A 19,280-nucleotide genomic window follows, 5' to 3' on the forward strand; every position below is an offset into this window, starting at 1 on the left:
CATCGGCGTTTGCCCCTCTCTTTTCGCAGCTGCCGCATGATTGGCAGAGCACTCAATATCCGACTGAAAGGGGCGCACGGATGGCGCCTAAAGTCATTTCCGTAGCCGGTTATCGCGCAAGGTTTTGACGCCGCAAAGTCAGGCCACAGTGCCGCCCTTTCGAGTAGGGCGGCTGTCTTCTCCTCCTGGCGGCTACCATTGGGTATCGCTTAACTATCAATTTCCTCGGTACGTGGAGAAACCGTAGGGGCTGAGAAGCAACGGGATGTGGTAGTGCGGGACAGTGCCGTCCACCTCAAATATGACGGGTACCTCCGGAAAGAAGCTGGACGTTTTGTGCGCCTTGAACCACTCACCGGTTTTGAAGGTGACACGGTACGTACCTTTCTCCAGGCCCCGACCTTCCGGATACAGCCCGGTAATACGACCTTGCTCATTGGTTGCCGCGCTGTTGAGCATGTCCCAGTTTTTCCCGTCCTGTTTTTCCAACGTGACATTGACGCCAGGGGAGGGCAGGCCATCCTGCAAGTTGAGTACATGCACGCTCAATGGATTTGTTGCCGCTGATGCAAGGGCTGAAAGGGCACTCAATACAGCGCCAACGAAGAAGCTTTTCAATACAGTCATGGGGATGTCCTTAGTTTTTAACGGCAGGTAAAACTTTGTTGATAGCGACCTCTGCACAACCTTCATCGTTTGCAGCGCCCCCTGCACCGGCCACTCCGATGGCGCCAATGACCTGACCATCGAATTTCAATGGCACGCCTCCGCCCAGCAGCAACAACTCATCAAGGGTGTTGAGGTTTTCAGCGTCCGGATTCGCGCGAGCGCGTTCAGCTAACAAACGCGTCGAAGTCTTGGTCGAGAGGGCGGTATAGGCTTTGCGTTGCGCGGCTAACGTGTTGTGCGGGCCGACATTGTCATCGCGTTGCACGGCAACCAGATTGCCCCCTCGGTCAACAACGGCGGCAACGGCTGTGCGGCCATCGGCGTGACAGGCCGTCAGCGCGGCATTTAGCAAATCGTTGGCCATTGCAAGTGACACGTCCTTGCGCTGCGCAACTTGATCCGGGGCTGCAACGGCGAATGCAGAGCTCATTGCGAGTGTGATCAGCAATGAAGTCGATAGGCTTTTACGCATGCTGTTTCCTTGGTGGGTGGAGTCTGTCTGAGTCATTGCCAGACATCATGAACAGAGCACCCCGTCAGAATGATTGCCTGCGGATTACCAATATGTAATGTGAGAAATCAGCGAAGCGGGCTAGCCTGTGCTCCAGTCCTGGAGGAAAAAATGCGTATCCTGGTGGTTGAAGATGAAACGAAAATGGCGGATTACCTGCGCAAAGCCCTGACTGAATCGGGCTATGTCGTAGAGATCGCCCTTGACGGGCTGGATGGCCAGCATTTGGCGCAGGAGAGTGAGTACGATCTGATCATTCTGGATGTCATGCTGCCGGGGTTGGATGGCTGGCAATTGCTGCAAATCATCCGCCGTAAGTGGCAGACCCCGGTGCTGTTTCTCACCGCACGTGATTCGGTTGATGATCGGGTCAAAGGGCTGGAGTTGGGGGCCGATGATTATCTGGTCAAACCCTTTTCCTATGCCGAGCTGTTGGCGCGCGTACGCACTTTGCTGCGCCGTGGCCCGCCTCGCGAGGTGGAGCATTTTGTGGCTGGCGACCTGAGCCTGGATTTGTTGCGACGCAAGGTAACGCGCAACGGAGAGCGCCTCACCCTGACCAACAAGGAATTCGCCCTGCTGCATCTTCTGCTCAGTCGTGAAGGGGAGGTGCTATCGCGTTCGTTGATTGCCTCACAGATCTGGCAAATGAACTTTGACAGTGACACCAATGTGGTGGATGTCGCGATTCGTCGCCTGCGGGCCAAGGTCGACGATCCATACTCGCTCAAGTTGATACACACAGTGCGTGGTATCGGTTACATGCTTGAGGTGCAATCTTGACTCTTTTTCCGCGCACCCTGAGCCTGCGCCTGGCGATCATGTTCGCATTGGTCAGCGCACTGTTACTGGGCTCCATTGGTTTTTATCTTTATCAATCGTTACAGCGAGAGATTGCGTGGCGCGACGACCAGGCCCTGCTGGGACGCCTGGAGCGAATGCAAGCATTGATCAGCGATAGCGACAGCATCGAGCAACTGCGAGCTCGGCCCAAGCTTTACGAAAACATGCTGGGCAATCGCGACAGTCTGCTATGGATTGTCGATGACACCGGCAAGGTGTTGATCGAAATCAACCCGGTGGGTATGACTTTTCCAAAGTTGCCGGCTGCACCCCACGCTCGCCTCGTTGACGATCAGTCCTCCGAGCCGGTGCGACTTGCCTGGCAGGATGTAATAGAGGGTGATCGCGGTTTGACCCTGATTGCTGGCAAGTTGTTGGGGGAGCGCGACCAAATGCTGGGGGCTTACCGGCTCAAGCTCTGGGTGGCCATGTCAGTCGGTGCGCTGCTGGCGTTCGCATTCGGCTGGTGGGTCAGTCAACGAGGCTTGCACCCTGTGCGCCTGCTGGCCAAGCGCGCAGCGGGAATCGATGTGCAGCATCTGCATCTGCGGCTGGATCAGTTCAATGAACTGAATGAGCTCAAGCTGCTCTGTAGCGCCCTCAACCAGATGCTTGCACGCCTTGAGGATGGATTCGCCCAGCTTTCACGCTTCTCGGAAGACCTCGCCCATGAGATGCGAACCCCGCTTGGCAACCTGATGGGACAAACCCAGCAAGCCCTGAGACGCAGTCGATCTATCGAGGACTACCAGAACTTGCTGGTTTCCAATCAGGAAGAGTATGAAAGGCTGGCGAGAATGATCGACAGCATGCTGTTTCTTGCTCGCACCGAGCAGCCAAACGCTTGCGTAAAATTCGAGCAAATCAACCTGCACGGTCTGATCGAGCAGCTATGTGAGTATTTTGAAGGCGTGGCGCAAGAGCGAGATGTGCAACTGATAAACCGGACTCAGGATCAGTTGGTGGGTGATCCAGGCTTGATCCGTCGAGCATTGGCTAACGTGCTGGCCAATGCGCTGCGCTACGCAACTCCCGAATCTGCAGTGACGATTAGCAGCAGGGTTTCGCAAGACACGCTCGAAATTACGGTGCACAACCACGGCGAGCCGATTGCAGCAGAACATCTACCGCGATTGTTTGAGCGCTTTTACCGGTGCGACCCTTCACGCAATCAACCCGACGATTCCGGTGGTCTGGGATTGGCCATTGTTCGCTCAATCATGCAACTGCATGGCGGTCGCGTATCCGTTGATAGCATTGAAGCAGGCACGACCTTTCACTTGGAATTCCCTCTTTAAAGCCGGGTAGAGCTGTATAAAACGCTGCGAGAGAGGTTCACAACACAGGAAGGCACCTGCGGCACCGCAGCGTTTCGGCGCGAGCGGGTGATCACCGAAGACATTGCCCGGGCCCGGGACCCAAACTTTGCGATCCGCCATGAGCGCGAGGGTCAACGCGCCAATGGAGCGCGTGTTCCGCTTGAAAACGAAATGGATACCGACCATGGGCTACAGAACGGCTCAAGTAGCCCGGCGCGATACCAGCCACTACATGCGCAGCTGAATGTGAGCACTTCTCAGCCAGTAACGGTTTGACACTCTTTAACTGGCATCCAGCCATTAAAAAAAGCACCCCTTACTCCCAGATATCATGATTTTTCACAAGCACGAGCCTTCCATATAGTCCTCCCAAGCCCACCAGGAAGGGTTGTGTTTCCCTTGATGCGAGACAACTTTATGGAAAACAAAAAACGCACCGTCCAAGCTTCAGAGGTTGGGATGGGAACTCGAGCCGTATGGGGAGGAGAGCAGGTTCAACATCCCTATAATGCGACCCAGGCACCCATAGTGGTCAGTGCCGCCTACGGCTATGACGATATCGACAAGTGGTATGACGTGGCATTGGGAAAGGAGCCCGGCTTCATTTACAGCAGGATGAGCAATCCCACGGTCTCTGTCCTGGAAGATAAACTCTGTGAACTCGAAAGCGCAGAGTCTGCCGTAGCTTTCAGCACCGGAATGGCCGCAATCAGCGGTGTACTACACACCTTCCTATCCTATGGGCAGCGTGTGATATCTACACGTGACAGCTACGGTGGTACGAACAAGATTTTTGAGGAGTTCCTTCCACGCATGGGGGTGGAGGTCACCCTTTGCGATACGCTCGACACTGTGGTTCTTGAGCAGGAGATTGCTAAAGGATGCAGCGTCCTGTACTTGGAAACACCCACGAACCCTACGCTGAAAATTGTTGATATTCGGCGCCTTGTGGCAGCGGCGAAGCGAGTGGGTGCTTTGATTGTTGCGGACAACACATTCGCGACGCCTCTTAATCAGAATCCGCTCGCGTTAGGCGTTGATGTGGTTGTGCACAGCGCGACCAAATTTCTGTCCGGTCATGGTGATGTACTCGGCGGTGTAGTGTGCGGCGCTGAGCATCTGATGTCTCAAGTTCGCCATTACCGCGAAATCAATGGGGCCTCGCTGGATCCTTTTTCGGCGTATCTAATCATCCGTGGCATCAAGACTCTGGCTCTGCGCCTTCGTCAGCAACAGGCGAGCGCACAACTTTTGGCCGAGTACCTCTGTACCGAGCCGTTGGTAGAGTCCGTGAACTATCCGGGCTTGCCTCAACACACTGGTCATGACATTGCTCGATCGCAAATGAACGGATTCGGAGCCATCGTCAGCTTCGTGCTTAAAGGCGGCATGGACACTGTGACTCGTTTGCTCCCGCTGCTCAGATATGCGCATCGGGCGGGTAATTTGGGTGCGGTCGAGACTATTTATGGGCCTGCTCGGACAACCAGTCATGTGGAAAATACCCCGGAAGAACGTCAGGCACTTGGAATTTCCGAAGGTCTGGTTCGGGTGTCTGTAGGAATTGAAGATTCAGCAGATTTACTGGCTGATCTAAAGCAAGCCTTCGCTTTAGTGCGAAGTAAACAAAATGATGCAATCCTTCACGCTGACAGTGCCAAACGTTTCATTGAGATAGAAGCCTGAATGCAGGCAGGACTTTCGATATTCATCTTAAGCCATTCATGAAGAATGAAAATAATAATATCCAGCGACGAAAAAATTGTACTGCCAAAAAACCAGTTACAAGTTTTGTCCGAACATTTCATGAGAATACAACTATGTCCACGCGTATAGAAAATAATCAGCCCGATCCAAACTCGCGCTTTAAAAAGGAAATGCAAACCCGTCATATCGTTATGTTGGCACTGGGCGGTGTGATTGGTACGGGGTTATTCCTTACCTCCGGTTACACCGTGAATCAGGCAGGGCCGCTCGGTGCGGTGATCGCTTACATCATCGGTGCGGTGATGGTGTATTTAGTCATGGTCTGTCTCGGTGAGTTGGCTGTACAGATGCCAGAAACCGGATCGTTCAGTAGCTACGCAACGCGATACCTTGGCCCAGGCACCGGCTATACAGTGGCCTGGCTTTACTGGCTCACATGGGCAGTCGCTATCGGTTCAGAGTTTACAGCCGCGGGTATACTGATGGTGCGGTGGTTTCCTGAAACGCCGGTCTGGATTTGGAGTGCGTTGTTTGCCATTGCAGTCTTCTTAAGCAATGTTGTCTCTGTCCGGTTGTTTGCGGAAACTGAATTTTGGCTTTCGCTGATTAAGGTCCTGACCGTTATCACGTTCATAGCGATCGGGGGGGCGGCAATTATCGGACTTTTGCAAGTACAGAGTCTGCAGGGGGCGGGACTTTCCAACTTCACTCGTGAGGGGCTGTTCCCCACCGGGTTCTTGCCCATTGCAATGACCCTCCTGGCTGTTTCCTTCGCATTTTCAGGAACAGAGCTGATCGGAATTGCTGCAGGCGAAGCGAAAGATCCACAAACCAGTGTACCGAAGGCAATCCGCACGACAGTGGTGCGTTTGGCGTTGTTCTTTGTGGGAACAATTTTCGTCCTTGCGACCTTACTGCCACGGGAGCAGGCGGGACTTGTAGAAAGTCCATTCGTCATGGTGTTTGAGTTGATTGGTATCCCATACTCCGCCGACATTATGAACTTTGTCATTCTCACTGCACTGATTTCTGCCGCCAACTCTGGGCTGTATGCAGCATCGCGCATGCTGTGGACATTGAGCGATCAAGGACATATGCCTAAGCGCTACGCCAGGCTTTCCAGGCGCGGAACGCCCGTAAACGCCATCGTTCTTAGCATGGCAGGAGCAGTGGCTTCTCTGCTCAGCAGTGTGTTTGCCCCTGATACGGTTTACTTGGCTTTGGTGTCCATTTCCGGTCTGGCGGTCGTCGTCGTGTGGATGAGCATTGCTGCAAGCCAGATCGCGTTCCGTCGTCAATACGTTGCCAATGGCGGACGCGTTGAAGACCTGCATTTCCGTGTGCGTGGCTATCCGTGGGTGCCTATCGGTGCAATGTTGTGCTGCCTCCTGGCCTGCGTCGGTATTGCATTTGATCCTGAGCAGCGAGTGGCGCTTTATTTCGGCCTGCCCTTTATTGCGTGGTGCTATTTCGTTTATTGGATCACTCGAAACAAGAGAGCAGAAAGGTTGGCATTAGCCGCAGCTGCTCATTCTTCTAGCACTGCGTGAATTTCTCAGGCAATGATTGAGTATAGATAACGCCCTGATGAGGTTGCGCCGATGAGTCAAAAGTCACTACCACCCTTGAATTGGTTGAGGGCATTCGAAGTATCGGCGCGTTGTTTGAACTTTACCCACGCATCGCAAGAACTCCATTTGACTCAAGGGGCCGTGAGTCAGCAGATTCGTCAGTTAGAAAGTCACCTCGGTGTGGCGCTGTTCAAGCGCTTACCCCGAGGGCTTGGCTTGACCGAGGAGGGGCAGTCGTACCTGCCTGTTGTTCAGGACGCGATCAGTCGCCTTGCCGTTGGCACGAACGAGATTTTCGGTCAGCACAATCGAAGACATGTGAAGGTGCGCGGCAGCCTTTCCTTTCTTCATTATTGGTTGGCCCCCCGACTCGCAGACTTTTGTCGGGAGTATCCCCAGATTGATATTCGATACATCAGCAATCTTTGGGTGAAAGAACCGGATGGTGAGGATGACCTGGAGATCCGGTGGGGATGCGGTGAGTGGTCTGGCTTGCACGCTCAGCGATTGACCTGGGACATCCTTCAACCTGTTTGCTCTCCAGATCTCATGGTCAGATCACCCATACATGAGCCTCGCGACTTGATGAACCATTCCCTGCTTCACGTGTTGGGTTACGAAGAAGGTTGGGGCTATTGGTTGAAGCGAGTTGGAGCAGACGACGTCGATTATTCCCGTGGGCTTCAGTTTGACACGCTGATTTCCACGATTCGCATGGCCGAATTGGGGCAGGGCGTTGCGCTGGCGCGGTCTTCCGTTGTCGAGGATTTGCTTCAGAGTGGGCAATTGATTGCGCCATTCAATCACCGAATAGAGGCCAGCGAATCTTTTTATCTGGTGCACGAGCAGTCCGAAGTGCTATCGCCTGATGCCGCAAATTTTTCTACTTGGCTGGTGGCTCAAGCCCATCGCCTTTTGTAATACCGATTGGGAGTGACCATGGATTATGTAAGCACACGCGGCGGTGACATGCGGGCGGACTTTCGCCGTGTGGTGCTGTCGGGGCTCGCCGAGAATGGTGGCCTGTATGTACCAACCCGTTTGCCGGTATTCACAGAGAAACAAATCACCAGCTGGTCATGGCTGCCGTTTGATGAGCTGGTATGGCGGGTAATCTCGCCATTTGTTGGTTCGTCCATGGACGAAAGCACCCTCCGAGCATTGCTCAGCGACAGTTATCGACAATTCAAGCACCGCGCTATTACCCCGCTTGAGCAGATCGGGCATAACGAGTGGATACTCCAGCTGTTTCATGGCCCGACGCACTCTTCCAAGGATTTCGCCGCGCAGTTGCAGTCGCGCCTGGTCAAGCATTTTCTGGAGGAGGTGGGTAGAGAGGCGTTGGTGGTCGGTGCAACCAATGGTGATACAGGTCTCGCGGCGCTTGAAGCCTTTGCTGACTGCCCGGCTGTCCGCATGGCGATACTGTATCCGCGCGAGGGGCTTGCGCCTGAGCAACTCAGTGCCTTGCAGGCAGCCGACCCAACGCGGGTTCAGCTGTTTGCGGTTGACGGAAATTTCGATGATTGCCAGACGCTGGTCTCCCGACTCTTGCGTGAGTGGCCGTTGGACGCAGTGATGCCGGTCTGTTTCAACTCGACCAATTGGATCGGCGTCCTGGCCCAAATCGTTTTTTACTTCCACGCGGCGTTGCAACTGGGGGGTGGTTCACGTCCCGTCGGCTTTAGCGTTCCCGCTGCCAGCTCGGCCGAGATATACGCAGGTTACATTGCGCAGAAAATGGGATTACCCATCAATCAGGTGATCATCTCTACCAATAGCAATGATGCGCTGCACCAGTTTTTTCATTGCAATCGCTACTCCACCCGGATGACCAGTCGAACAGTTTCGCCAGCGATGGACTTCTCGTTGTTTTCCAACCTGGAGCGGTTTATCTGGGAGATTTACGAGCACGATGGCTGCTCAACAAAAGCGCTGATGGAGCAATTTGAAAGTTGCGGAGAAATGAGCATCGGCAATCAGCAATGGCTGCGTGCCCGAGTACTCTTCGATTCCTATGCGGTAGACGAATCCCAGGTGCGCGATGAGGTGGTCGAACTGTTTCGAGAGACAGGTTCTGCCATCGATCCTCACACCGCTGTCGGTGTGCTGGCCGGCCGGCTTCATCGACGCAGCCTGGGGGCGCCAATGGTCACCTTCGGGCAAATAGCGCCGGCCAAGTCGGCAGCGCTGTTGGCAGAGCTCGGCGTCTGGCAAGCAAGCGTTGCGAGGACTGTCGAGGTGCGCGAGCAACTGCCTTACCTGGCCAAGGGCGATCTCGAGGGCCTGTGCCAGGCTCTCCGTCTGGCACAGCAGAGGCTTTCATGAAGCGCATTCTGGATCCGCTGGACGAACGCATACTGGCCGAACTGACCGCCAATGCGCGAATAGCCCATATCGAACTGGGTGCCAAGATCAACTTGTCGCGCAATGCTGTGCGACAGCGTATCGAGCGTCTTGAGCGCGATGGTGCGATCCAGGGCTACACAGTCCTTCTCGGTGAGTCACGACGACCTACATCGCTTATCAGCGCGGTGATCTTTGTCTACCGCTATGACCGCATGCGTGGCGAAGAAGTACTCGCGGCTCTGCGCTCCATTCCCGAAGTCGTGCAGTGTGAAGTACTCAGTGGTGAGTTCGATTTGATGTTACGCGTGAATGCCGCCACACCTGAACGTGTCCACCTCGTGTGGAAGGAAATTGCGGCCATGTCGGGGGTGGAAAACACCGTGACATCGTTCGTTCTTTCCGCGGTGTTTTAAAAGATCGCGCTTGGGCAAAACGCTCAACTAATACAGCAGACTGCCATATTCAACTGCCAAAGCTCCGCTCTTAGGATGTTCCTATCGAACAACATCAATAAAGGAACAGCTGTTATGACTGAGTACAAAATTGCCTTGGTAGGGTTTGGTGGCGTGAACCGTGGCTTTGCCCAATTGGTCGCCGAGCGTAATGCCGAGTGGAAAAACTCCCTGGGTTTCACGGTTAAGATCGTCGGTGTTACCGATCTGTTCCTTGGCTCCATCGTTGCCAAAGAGGGTCTTGATGCAAAGCAGTTGGTCGCGCTACCGGTGGAAAAAGGCGCATTCGCTCACCTGCCTGGCGGCAAGGCTGAGGCCTTCAATGAAGCCGTGATCAAGAACTCCGGTGCAGACATCATCGCTGAGGCCACTTTCACAAACCCGGTGGATGGTGAGCCCGCAACTACCTTTTGCCGTTGGGCCTTGGAAAGTGGCATTCATGTAGTCACCACCAATAAGGGGCCCATTGCGCTGCACGGGGCCGAGCTCAAAGCGTTGGCCCGTCGCAACCAGGTGGCTTTCGAATACGAGGGGGCGGTGATGAGTGGCACTCCTGTGATTCGCCTGGCCAAGCAGGCCTTGGCGGGTGCTAACGTCCAAGGTTTTGAAGGCATCCTCAATGGCACTTCCAACTATGTGCTCAGCCAGATGAAAGATGGCCTGGCGTTTAACGATGCCGTGGTGCAAGCGCAACAACTCGGCTACGCCGAGGCCGATCCAACCGCCGATGTAGAGGGGTTTGACGTACGCCTCAAGGTGGTCATCCTGGCCAACGAACTGCTGAATGCACGACTGAATGTCAGTGATGTAGCGTGTTCGGGCATCAGCAATATCAGTGCGCAAGATATTGCTCAGGCAAGTGCCAATGGTGCGAGCTGGAAACTGATTGGCTCAGCCGATCGTGCAGCCGATGGCTCGGTTCGAGCGAGTGTCGAGGCCCGGCTGCTGCCGGATTCGCATCCTCTGACAGGTATTGCCGGCGCCACGAATGCCGTGTCATTCAATACCGAACTGCTGGGAGCTGTCACGGTGTCCGGGCCTGGGGCAGGGCGTATCGAGACGGCCTTTGCATTGCTGTCGGACATCGTCGCCATTCACACCACCCACGGCAAGTAACAGGAGGTTGTCATGAGCGTATCCAGCATGGCCAGTATCCAGCTTGTGGAAGCCAAACAGATTGATGTGTTCAGTCCATTCGATGGTCGCTTGGTAGGGAGCGTCCCTTGCCTTGATGCAGCCGCAGTTCCTGGCTTGCTGGAACGCGCGCGAATCGGCGTGCGCGAGAGTGCGGCAATGCCTCGTCACCTGCGTGCGCGCATTCTTGAGGATGCCGCTCGGTGTGTGGAGCTTGAGTCTGATGCATTTGCCAAGCTGATCGTTGCAGAGGCGGGAAAAACGCTGCGACAAGCAGAGAAGGAGGTGAAGCGTTGCGTGAACACCTTGAAGCTATCGGCGGAAGAGGCGCGTCGTAACGCCGGTGAAGTAATTCCATTTGGGGCCTATGAAGGATCGGAATCGCGGCAAGGTTGGTTCACACGGGAGCCGTTGGGACTTATCGTCGCCATCACGCCCTATAACGATCCGCTGAATCTGGTCGCCCATAAGCTCGGCCCGGCCATCGCCGGCGGCAATGCCGTGATTTTGAAACCCTCGGAACTCGCGCCGCTGTCTGCTCTCAAGCTCGTCGAGTGCTTGGTGAAAGCGGGGCTTCCACCCTCTGTGATTACCCCGGCTACGGGTGGCGTTGACCTGGGTAAAGCATTGGTGGAGGTTCGCGACGTACGGATGATTTCCTTCACGGGTGGTTTTGCTACGGGTGAGGCCATTGCTCGTACCGCCGGGTTGAAGAAGCTGGCAATGGATCTGGGGGGAAATGCCCCGGTTCTTGTGCTTGAAGATTGTGATATCGGCCCGACCGTTGAGTCCTGTGTGTCGGGTGCCTTTTGGGCAGCAGGGCAGAATTGCATCGGCACTCAACGCATCCTCGTACATAGTTCAATTTATGAGGAGTTCCGTGAGCGTTTTGTCAGTCAAACGCGCGCCTTGGTAGTAGGTGATCCTAACCAGCGAGCAACGGATGTAGGCCCGATGATTACGGAGCAGGCGGCGCGCCGTACGGAGCAATTGGTCAATGAAGCACTGGCCGAAGGTGCTGTCCTTCTGTGTGGGCACCAACGCCAAGCTGGAAGTTATGCGCCGACCGTGCTCGAGCATGTGAGACATAGCAGTACGATTTGGCAGCAGGAAGTCTTCGCGCCGGTGGTTATCCTGGAACCTTTTGATCATCTGGACGACGCCGTTGCTCTGGCTAACGCAACAGAGTACAGCCTGCATGCAGGTCTTTTTACACGTGATATTTCCAAGGCTTTAAAACTATCGCGTCAGATTGAAGCGGGTGGCGTAATGATCAATGACTCTTCGGATTATCGTTTCGATGCCATGCCTTTCGGTGGTTTCAAGTACGGAAGTCTGGGGCGCGAAGGTGTTCGATTTGCGTATGAGGACATGACGCAGCCTAAAGTGGTCTGCATCAGCGAGTTGGATTAAACCTACAAAAAAAATTGCGATTGACTCACATCGGGTGGACGCTTTTTCTGACGCCCGATGTCCGGTCGTCGTGCACCAGTTACTGAGTCCAGGACCAGCACTCGTAAGCCTCGTCAGGTAAAAGTCTACAAAAAGCCGCACACCGGCGGATCGTCGAAACCAAAGGCGGCAATCACAAAACGCTGAAGGAATGGAAAGTGCAACACGGCTCCGCGACCGTTGAGTCCTGGCTGACCAAGTGATTTTGGTTTGAGAACAAAAGGGCCCGTCGAGGGCCCTTTTTTGTGGGCTCCTAAATTTCGCACACCGCGTACACGTCGCGGGCTTAAACCCAACTTCATCCCTCCCATCGACACCTGGTGCGAATCAGCGCCTATGCCTGCGACCGTCAATCACGCAAAAGCAAAAAGATTCACGAGCGCTGTTGACACATCAATTCGTAATTCGGACGCTCATCCCACTGACTCCCGCAGTGGTTCCATTCGTGCTGGTTACCGGGTTTATGGCTATTGAGATGGGAATGTCGCTAGGCATGAGTATGGAGGAGACACGGCTCCTCTACTCAGGTTCGGCTCAGCTCGTTGCACTCCGGTTACTGTCTGCCTTTGTGGGTCGGCCTTGGTTCGCAAGGCCGGGTACCGATGAGCGCAGTTGGCTCAACTGCCCCCCCCCTACAACAACGATATTGGGTAGCTGATGAACAGCCGGTTTTCGTCAAACTCATTGGTGCTGAAAGTCTTGCGGATACTTGAGTTTCTCCATTTGACGCTTAGGTTTTTCAACGTGCCGGACTGCACCACATAAGCCAGTTCTGACTCGCGCCCCCATTCCTTGCCATCGGTAAACGCTCCCGAGTGCACGTTGTCGCCACTGATGTAGCGGTTCATCATGGTCAGTCCCGGGAGGCCCACTGCGACGAAATTAAAGTCATGGCGCACCTGCCAGGAGCGTTCCTGAGCATTATCAAAACTGGAGTTGTAGCTGTCGTTCGCCAGCGTGCCGCCACTGGCTCCGTTGACGCGCATCCAGGCAGTGTCTCCGGTCAGTTTCTGTAAGCCCACATAGAAGGTGTTGCCCCCCAGTTTTGCCGAGAACAAGCCGAAGGCGGTTTTGTTGTCCATGTCGCCAGCGAGGGCGGCACCGTCTTCCTTGCCGGTGAAAAAGCCCATGTTGGCGCCGAGCGTCCAGTCGCCCACCGGCTGGCTGTGGGTCAAGCTGATGTATTGCTGCTGATAGATGTCTTTGAGTTCGTCATACCAGAGTCCAATGGTGGTGCGTTTCTCGTTGAAGGTGTATTCACCACCACCGAAGTTGAATCGGTCAGACGTGAACGCCGCTTTGCCGTTCATGGACATGTCTTCCATGCTGGCGTCGTTACGCGGGCTGTTCTGCCTGATCTGACCGCCGTACAACGTCAATCCGCTGATTTCCTGGGAGGTGATCTGGGCGCCTTGAAAGGTCTGCGGCAACGAACGGCCGTCATCGGAACGGAGAATCGGCAGCGTGCTGACCCATTCGCCTACCTTGACCACCGTCTTCGACACCTTGGCCTTGGCGGCAACGCCAAGCCGTCCGAAATTGTCGGCGGGGCGTCCGTCATCATGGATAGGCAAAAGCTGAGTGCCGCCCGTGCCTTTGCCGCCGTCGAGTTTCTGTGAATAAAGCCCCAGCACATCAACACCAAACCCTACGACTCCCGGGGTATAACCGGAGCGGGCGTCAAGGATGAAGTTTTGCGTCCACTCCTCAGCCTTGCCCTGAGGCGCGGCGCTGCTGGGGTAGGCGGGGTTGACGAAATTGCGGTTGATGTAAGCATTGCGCAGATTCAGCGTGGCGCTGGCGCCCTCGATAAAACCGCTGTTTTCATCGGCCTGGACAACGGCGACCTGTCCTGCACCGAGTGCCAGGGCCAGGCTTATCAAGGAGCGTCGTACGGGCACGTTGCAGTGAAAAAGAGGGGAGTACATGGAGGTGTTCTCGCAGTGGATTATTGTTTTTTTGTGTGCACTTATGAGGTCGGCACCTGGATTTCAGGCGCAGGCGGCCCGGCTAACCTTCTGCCAAAGAGACCGCCGTATCAGGAGTAAGCGATGAGATGCGTCAGTTGCCCAGGGCCTTGCGGCGCAGCAGGTCATCAATGGCCCTGATAGCCAGGGGATAACCGTCGGCTCCCATGCCGCAAATAACGGCGTTGACCACACCGGACATGATCGAGTGACGATGTAGTTCATCGCGGGCGTGGATGTTCGACAGGTGCAGTTCGATCAGCGGTGTATCGAGCAACTTCAGGGCATCGAGCACCGGAATCGAGTGAAACGAAAAGCCGGCCGGGTTGATGATCAGCGCCGCGCCCTGTTCAAAAACCTCCTGGATCCAGTCGACCATCACGCCTTCGTGGTTGGTCTGGCGAAAGTCGCAGACCAGGTCAAGTTCCTCGGCCAGTCTTTCACTGGTCTGGCGAATCTGATCAAGCGTGGTGTGGCCGTAGATGTGCGGCTCGCGCCGACCCAGCAGGTTCAAATTAGGGCCGTTGAGGATGAAGACAGTGCGGTTCATGGTCGTCCTGCTGCTTTATTTAGTGAGTATGGCGGTGGGGGTGGTATCAACGGTGTCTTGTGCAGCGACGGTATTTAGGTCAATACCTCGGGTTTCCGGGCCGATGACGATCATCGCCAGCGAGATCAGATTGATCACCGCGCACAGCGTCACCAGAGGCCACGGCGAGTTGTTCGACTGGGCCATCAGATAGACCGCGATCATTGGCATTGGGCCGCCAACGACCAGGTTGGCGCCGGTGTAGGCCAGTGCGGAACCCGAATAGCGAACCTGGGTCGGGAACGCTTCGGCGAATGCCACGGGCTGGATGCCGCTCTGGAACTGGGTGAAGCCCAGGAACAGACCCATGATTGCCATGATGGCGGGGACGTTCAGGGTGTTGAGGATCGGGAAGTACACGAACAGGATCAGCAAGGTCATGCATGAACCCAGCGCCAGCGCCTTTCTTCGACCCCAGCGATCGGCCAGGTAACCACCGGCCAGTGCACCGAAAATCGCGCAGACGTTTGCCACCATCAGCGACATAAAACCCGTCTGCTGGCTAAAGCCCAGGTGCTTGGTCAGGTAGCTGAGGGAAAAGATCACGATCAGATAGAACAGGGCGGCGGGCGAGCAGAAGAACAACATCAAGCGCAGGATGGTCTTTTAGTGGCTGCCGACGGCGGATTTAAGTGGGCTTTTTTCCTGTTTGACCGGAGTCTTTTTCAAGGCAACGAACGCGGGTGTTTCATCGACTTTCAGGCGGATGAAGATTCCGACCACCACCAGTATGAAACTGAGGAGGAAGGGGATTCGCCAGCCAAAACTTTCAAACTGCTCGCTGGACAACGTGGCGGCCAGTCCCATGAGCACGCCATTGGCCAAAATCTGGCTAAGCGGTGAGCACAGGCCCAGCATGCCCGAATAGCGCCCACGGCGATCGGGTGAGGCGTGTTCCAAGGCCATCAGTTGGGCGCCGGTGGACTCACCGCCCAGCGCGAAGCCTTGAATGATGCGCAGCAGCACCAGCAGGATCGGTGCCCAGACGCCGATCTGACCATAAGTCGGCAACAGGCCCATCAGTACCGACGCCAGCCCCATCAGGGTCACGGTGGCCAGCATCAGGTTGCGACGGCCCAGTTTGTCGCCGAGGTAGCCACAGGTAATCGCGCCCAATGGGCGAGCGGCCAGACCCACACCGAAGGTTGCCAGCGAGGCCAGAAGGCCCGCCGTTGGTTCCATCGCCGGGAAAAACAGCTTGGGCAAAATGGTTGCCGAAATCGCGCCATACAGCGTGAAGTCAAACCATTCCAGCGCGGTGCCAATAGTCGCGGCGGTCACCGCTTTGCGAGGCATGCGCGAATCATGAGTCTCGTGACTTGTCGTGCTCATAGAGGTGCTCGTCGTTGTTTTTATGGTTATGGGTACTCACACGTTCCCGTTCGGGGCAGGGCCACTGGCAGGACGCGTCGAAGTGGGTAGACGTTAACGCATCCTGCTTGCAGAATAATTATCGAAATCCGTACAAATACATAAGCCAACCTTATGAGTAAGCCTAATGGAACTGCGACATCTGAAGGCCTTTGTCGTTGCAGCCGACCTCCAGCATTTCAGCAAGGCCGCCGAGCAGCTGGGCATTGCACAACCGGCGCTCAGTCAATTGATGCGTACCCTTGAATCAGAGTTAGGCCTGACACTGTTCAGGCGCGAGAACCGTGGCGTGGCATTGACCGCTGCCGGCCTGGCGTTTCTGCCCCATGCCAGGCAATCCATTGAGTCTAGCGAACTGGCGATTGCGGCTGCGCGGCGTGCCAGGAGGGGCGAAGTCGGCGAAATCAACATCGGCTACCATTCGGCATTGTTCGAGGCCAATCTGCCGCAATTGCTGCGGCATTACTTCAGCACGTTCCCCGAAGTCAAAGTGTCGCTGGTGGATGCGGGTATTCGCGCGCAGTTTGAAATGCTGCTCGATCACAAGCTGGATCTGGCATTTGCCAGGGTGTTCAAGGATCACCTTCCAGACCGGTTGCGCACACATCATTTCAGTCAGTCCAATCTCGTCCTGCTCATGCCGGACAACCACGAACTAGCCGAACGTTTTACCGGCGAGCTGGCTTTGCTGCGACACGAGAAATTCGTATTTTTGCAGGACACTGCCGGTATCGGCTTAACCTCGCACACACTCCAGGCCTGCCGACAGAATCAACTGCATCCGGAGAACATCATGTATGTGCCCTCGTTGATGAGCATCCCCGGACTGGTCGCAGCGGGTATTGGCTTGAGTATCGTGCCGGAAACCATGACCCGACTGACCATGCCTGGCGTACGGATAATTCCGTTGGCTCAGCCAGAAATGGTCAGTGAGCTTTCTCTGATTTCGCGCATTGATGAGCGTTCCAGCGCCGTGTTGCACTTCATCGAGGAAGCTCATGGTTGGGGTTGATGCTTTAGCGCTTCTGGGCCCTTTGCTTTTGCGTACAGGCTCAGAGCACATCGAGGAAATGTTCGAGCTGTCAGTACCTGGGCTGGCCATTAGTGCGGGTTCGAATAGCAACCTGTGCCGGCCCCTTGAACACGTAGGAAGGCAAAGAGGAGGAGGGTGACGCGTGTTCTTTATCGGCTGTTTTCGTCACGGCGAACCTCCTGAACTCTCAAGTCGGCTCCAGGCTGCCGAGGCACGCTAGGTGTTGTGGAGGTTGGCCGAGTCGGCTAGATAACGAATTGCATAACGGCGTGGCATCGTCGAACTGTCAGACCCACCGCAGACCCGCCGGAGTTTCGAAATATAGCGCTCATGAAACTCATACCGCTGTGCCCGTTCGGGCGATCAGGTTGTCGCCGTGACGGTCGCTTTGGAGCCAGATCGCGTAAGCATCCAACAAGGCGAGAATCGCTTCAAAGCGACAGGACAAGATGGCGTTTATCTATATCCAGGTCTCGGGTTTTGGCATAGGTGTAGAAAGTTTGGATCGCGCGCACAGGTGCGCTGCGGCAGTGTTGTATGCGCGGTGTCTGAGTTTGAGTTGTACGTAGATGAACGGAACGAGTATGGGTAACGGCGCCGCATTACCAGCTTGCACAAGCAGCGGTACACGCAGACCTGAAGAGAAACGGCACTGAATCAGCTTCATTGGCAGCCACCTCATTCAATGACGCGCCATGAACACGAAGGACATGGCCCGTTGAGAGAGTGGACGCCAGAAGCGGGTTTGTCGAATCAGTGGTTTAAGCTGCTCGTGAACATATCTGACATAGCACCTAATTGAACTTATAGGCGATGCCGGGCGTTCATGAGTTGTCCAAAAAGGCACAGCTGCTCGCTCAATGGCTGACAAACCGGTGCGTTTGCTCTTCGAATCTTGCTCATGGCTGCCAGTTTTCTGGCGAATAGTCGCAAATAGCTGCTACTAAAAAGACGATGCCTGGGAGCTTCTATGTGCGTTGAAGAACGAGGAAGGCCTGCAATCATGGCGCTGCGGATTGATTTGTCTTCATGCATCAGGCAGAACGTTGATTCGCGCCAGCGTCAGGGTGTGAGTGAGCAAGGGCGCTGAGTCAAGCTGGCCACTCATTAAGTCCTGGCTCATCTCAACCGCTGCACCTCATCTACAACCGACAAACCCCAAGGTTTGCGACACTCGTGTCAACCTGACAACGGGATCGCTCCATAGGTGTAGAACACAGGCTCTAGTTAGCGGGCTTGACCTTGCTAGTCTGCACCGCCAAATTGCACCAGTGTTTGGGGTCTTCGTAACCCGTGACACCCCATTTGGCGCGATGCCCTTCACCGCAGACTAGAGTTTTGAGTCGTTTAAAATCAACTTGATCGTAAACGAGTCCCCACAAGCAATTGGCACCGTCGTAGGACGCGCATGCTGGATCGCCATCCGGCGTGATCGTGTAAACCAGCAGTCCGCCGTTGGGCGGTGGAAAGTCGAAGGTCAACCAACGGGTACGGTTTGTCGTGGCATTCTCTATGGGTGGTTTTGTTTCATGTGCAACAGCCACGTCCTGTACTTTTACTTCTTGCTTCGGTGAAGCTGGAGCCTGGGTCTTCACAACTGCAGGAGTAGGCGGGACTGTGGATTTTGGGGGAGCTGTGGAATCTGCTTCAGACTTTGTATGTTGTTCAGGAATTTCATGATCATTAGTCGGTATGAAGTTTAACAATAAGCCAATAGCTAAAACCAACAGTCCAATCGGGAAAGCTAATCTTTTTTGTTCTGGCGATACCTCTACGATTCCTCCGAGCTTAGTTACAAAACCCAGCAATAGAAAAAGCAAACCGGCGAGTATCAGGATAGTGGGGATGGGGGTGTTCTGGATTGCAGCAATGATCGTTTCCATCATTATCTCCCAAGGCGGAAAGTCCAATCCATGGCAAGTCGTCCAGCGCTGAGCCAATGCGCCTCGGGGCAGTGTGAGGCAGGTTCAACTATCCGTTCACCTCAGCCCAGAAGGGGCTCGCGCACGCAGGCGATGATTTCTTGCCATTTCCCGTTGTAGCTTTTGTAGTGCGCAAAACGCTTACTCGTTGACCGGATGGAGTTGGGGGCCGTTATCAATGGGGCTCAGGCCACCACACTTGGCAAGGAAGTTGTCACGTATTTTTTGCTCGGATTGTAGCCAGCTGGTTTGCGCATTGAGACACCAGCCGTAATGGTTCTGGTAATTTGGTTGCCACCTCGCATTCATATTGTGATGGCAGTTGGCGTGGGTATTCGCGATCTGGTACTGTTGGACGGCTCGATTTGCATAAGCCCTGCAGGCTGTCTCC

Annotated in this window: 15 protein-coding genes and 2 pseudogenes; 11 read left to right on the forward strand and 6 right to left on the reverse strand. The window is 55.0% G+C overall.

Features of this window, described 5'->3' with window-relative positions; genetic code table 11:
• Positions 1-216 precede the first annotated feature (216 nt).
• Together uraH and AC3WWR_RS12645 are read right to left on the reverse strand one after the other, a co-directional pair.
• On the reverse strand, positions 217-627 hold the full coding sequence (uraH, locus tag AC3WWR_RS12640; RefSeq protein ID WP_492598737.1) for a hydroxyisourate hydrolase: 411 nt from the start codon (positions 625-627) through the stop codon (positions 217-219).
• Between the two features lie 10 nt (positions 628-637).
• On the reverse strand, positions 638-1,141 hold the full coding sequence (locus tag AC3WWR_RS12645; protein ID WP_492598738.1) for a GlcG/HbpS family heme-binding protein: 504 nt from the start codon (positions 1,139-1,141) through the stop codon (positions 638-640).
• 150 nt (positions 1,142-1,291) lie between these two features.
• On the opposite strand from AC3WWR_RS12645, the gene AC3WWR_RS12650 reads away from it, so the two are divergent.
• From AC3WWR_RS12650 to AC3WWR_RS12695, 10 genes and pseudogenes are all read left to right on the forward strand, one after another.
• A complete protein-coding gene (locus tag AC3WWR_RS12650) occupies positions 1,292-1,963 on the forward strand; it encodes a heavy metal response regulator transcription factor (RefSeq protein ID WP_020797495.1) in 672 nt (223 codons plus the stop codon).
• Complete coding sequence (locus AC3WWR_RS12655) at positions 1,960-3,321, forward strand: heavy metal sensor histidine kinase (protein WP_492598739.1); 1,362 nt, start codon at positions 1,960-1,962, stop codon at positions 3,319-3,321. Before AC3WWR_RS12650 ends, AC3WWR_RS12655 begins: the two co-directional genes overlap by 4 nt.
• Positions 3,322-3,759: 438 nt before the next feature.
• The gene (locus tag AC3WWR_RS12660) at positions 3,760-5,028 is read left to right on the forward strand and encodes a cystathionine gamma-synthase family protein (RefSeq protein WP_151142280.1); all 1,269 of its coding nucleotides are present in this window, start codon (positions 3,760-3,762) and stop codon (positions 5,026-5,028) included.
• A 134-nt stretch (positions 5,029-5,162) separates the two neighbouring features.
• Positions 5,163-6,599 (forward strand): amino acid permease, encoded by a 1,437-nt coding sequence (locus tag AC3WWR_RS12665; RefSeq protein ID WP_020797499.1) that lies wholly within the window; start codon positions 5,163-5,165, stop codon positions 6,597-6,599.
• Positions 6,600-6,650: 51 nt separating this feature from the next.
• Positions 6,651-7,541, forward strand: coding sequence for a LysR substrate-binding domain-containing protein (locus AC3WWR_RS12670; protein ID WP_033045435.1), 891 nt, complete (start codon positions 6,651-6,653; stop codon positions 7,539-7,541).
• 18 nt (positions 7,542-7,559) lie between these two features.
• Positions 7,560-8,948 carry a threonine synthase gene (gene thrC / locus AC3WWR_RS12675; protein WP_083349092.1) on the forward strand — a complete coding sequence of 463 codons (1,389 nt, stop codon included), beginning with the start codon at positions 7,560-7,562 and terminating at the stop codon, positions 8,946-8,948.
• Positions 8,945-9,382, forward strand: coding sequence for an Lrp/AsnC family transcriptional regulator (locus AC3WWR_RS12680; RefSeq protein ID WP_020797502.1), 438 nt, complete (start codon positions 8,945-8,947; stop codon positions 9,380-9,382). Before thrC ends, AC3WWR_RS12680 begins: the two co-directional genes overlap by 4 nt.
• 114 nt (positions 9,383-9,496) lie before the next feature.
• Positions 9,497-10,537 carry a homoserine dehydrogenase gene (locus AC3WWR_RS12685; protein WP_492598740.1) on the forward strand — a complete coding sequence of 347 codons (1,041 nt, stop codon included), beginning with the start codon at positions 9,497-9,499 and terminating at the stop codon, positions 10,535-10,537.
• 12 nt (positions 10,538-10,549) lie between these two features.
• The gene (locus AC3WWR_RS12690) at positions 10,550-11,968 is read left to right on the forward strand and encodes an aldehyde dehydrogenase family protein (RefSeq protein ID WP_020797504.1); all 1,419 of its coding nucleotides are present in this window, start codon (positions 10,550-10,552) and stop codon (positions 11,966-11,968) included.
• Positions 11,969-12,022: 54 nt separating this feature from the next.
• Positions 12,023-12,210, forward strand: a pseudogene (locus AC3WWR_RS12695) (histone-like nucleoid-structuring protein, MvaT/MvaU family); the annotation flags it as partial.
• Between the two features lie 429 nt (positions 12,211-12,639).
• Here AC3WWR_RS12695 and AC3WWR_RS12700 read toward each other — a convergent pair.
• From AC3WWR_RS12700 to AC3WWR_RS12710, 3 genes and pseudogenes are all read right to left on the reverse strand, one after another.
• On the reverse strand, positions 12,640-13,935 hold the full coding sequence (locus AC3WWR_RS12700) for an OprD family porin (protein WP_042955353.1): 1,296 nt from the start codon (positions 13,933-13,935) through the stop codon (positions 12,640-12,642).
• A 133-nt stretch (positions 13,936-14,068) separates the two neighbouring features.
• Positions 14,069-14,524, reverse strand: coding sequence for a type II 3-dehydroquinate dehydratase (locus AC3WWR_RS12705; RefSeq protein ID WP_020797506.1), 456 nt, complete (start codon positions 14,522-14,524; stop codon positions 14,069-14,071).
• Between the two features lie 15 nt (positions 14,525-14,539).
• Positions 14,540-15,895, reverse strand: a pseudogene (locus AC3WWR_RS12710) (MFS transporter).
• A gap of 166 nt (positions 15,896-16,061) precedes the next feature.
• Between AC3WWR_RS12710 and AC3WWR_RS12715 the strand changes: the two are divergent.
• Positions 16,062-16,946, forward strand: a complete 885-nt coding sequence (locus AC3WWR_RS12715) for a LysR family transcriptional regulator (RefSeq protein ID WP_492598741.1) — start codon at positions 16,062-16,064, stop codon at positions 16,944-16,946.
• Between the two features lie 1,244 nt (positions 16,947-18,190).
• Here AC3WWR_RS12715 and AC3WWR_RS12720 read toward each other — a convergent pair.
• Complete coding sequence (locus AC3WWR_RS12720) at positions 18,191-18,850, reverse strand: hypothetical protein (RefSeq protein WP_492598742.1); 660 nt, start codon at positions 18,848-18,850, stop codon at positions 18,191-18,193.
• Between the last annotated feature and the right edge of the window lie 430 nt (positions 18,851-19,280).

The organism is Pseudomonas sp. EB271-G4-1 (assembly GCF_058791355.1).

Bases quoted from the DNA above. Each gene is read 5' to 3' on its own strand.
- uraH (WP_492598737.1), bottom strand. From the start codon at position 627: ATGACTGTATTGAAAAGCTTCTTCGTTGGCGCTGTATTGAGTGCCCTT.
- AC3WWR_RS12645 (WP_492598738.1), bottom strand. From the start codon at position 1,141: ATGCGTAAAAGCCTATCGACTTCATTGCTGATCACACTCGCAATGAGC.
- AC3WWR_RS12650 (WP_020797495.1), top strand. From the start codon at position 1,292: ATGCGTATCCTGGTGGTTGAAGATGAAACGAAAATGGCGGATTACCTG.
- AC3WWR_RS12660 (WP_151142280.1), top strand. From the start codon at position 3,760: ATGGAAAACAAAAAACGCACCGTCCAAGCTTCAGAGGTTGGGATGGGA.
- AC3WWR_RS12665 (WP_020797499.1), top strand. From the start codon at position 5,163: ATGTCCACGCGTATAGAAAATAATCAGCCCGATCCAAACTCGCGCTTT.
- AC3WWR_RS12670 (WP_033045435.1), top strand. From the start codon at position 6,651: ATGAGTCAAAAGTCACTACCACCCTTGAATTGGTTGAGGGCATTCGAA.
- thrC (WP_083349092.1), top strand. From the start codon at position 7,560: ATGGATTATGTAAGCACACGCGGCGGTGACATGCGGGCGGACTTTCGC.
- AC3WWR_RS12680 (WP_020797502.1), top strand. From the start codon at position 8,945: ATGAAGCGCATTCTGGATCCGCTGGACGAACGCATACTGGCCGAACTG.
- AC3WWR_RS12685 (WP_492598740.1), top strand. From the start codon at position 9,497: ATGACTGAGTACAAAATTGCCTTGGTAGGGTTTGGTGGCGTGAACCGT.
- AC3WWR_RS12690 (WP_020797504.1), top strand. From the start codon at position 10,550: ATGAGCGTATCCAGCATGGCCAGTATCCAGCTTGTGGAAGCCAAACAG.
- AC3WWR_RS12700 (WP_042955353.1), bottom strand. From the start codon at position 13,935: ATGTACTCCCCTCTTTTTCACTGCAACGTGCCCGTACGACGCTCCTTG.
- AC3WWR_RS12705 (WP_020797506.1), bottom strand. From the start codon at position 14,524: ATGAACCGCACTGTCTTCATCCTCAACGGCCCTAATTTGAACCTGCTG.
- AC3WWR_RS12715 (WP_492598741.1), top strand. From the start codon at position 16,062: ATGGAACTGCGACATCTGAAGGCCTTTGTCGTTGCAGCCGACCTCCAG.
- AC3WWR_RS12720 (WP_492598742.1), bottom strand. From the start codon at position 18,850: ATGGAAACGATCATTGCTGCAATCCAGAACACCCCCATCCCCACTATC.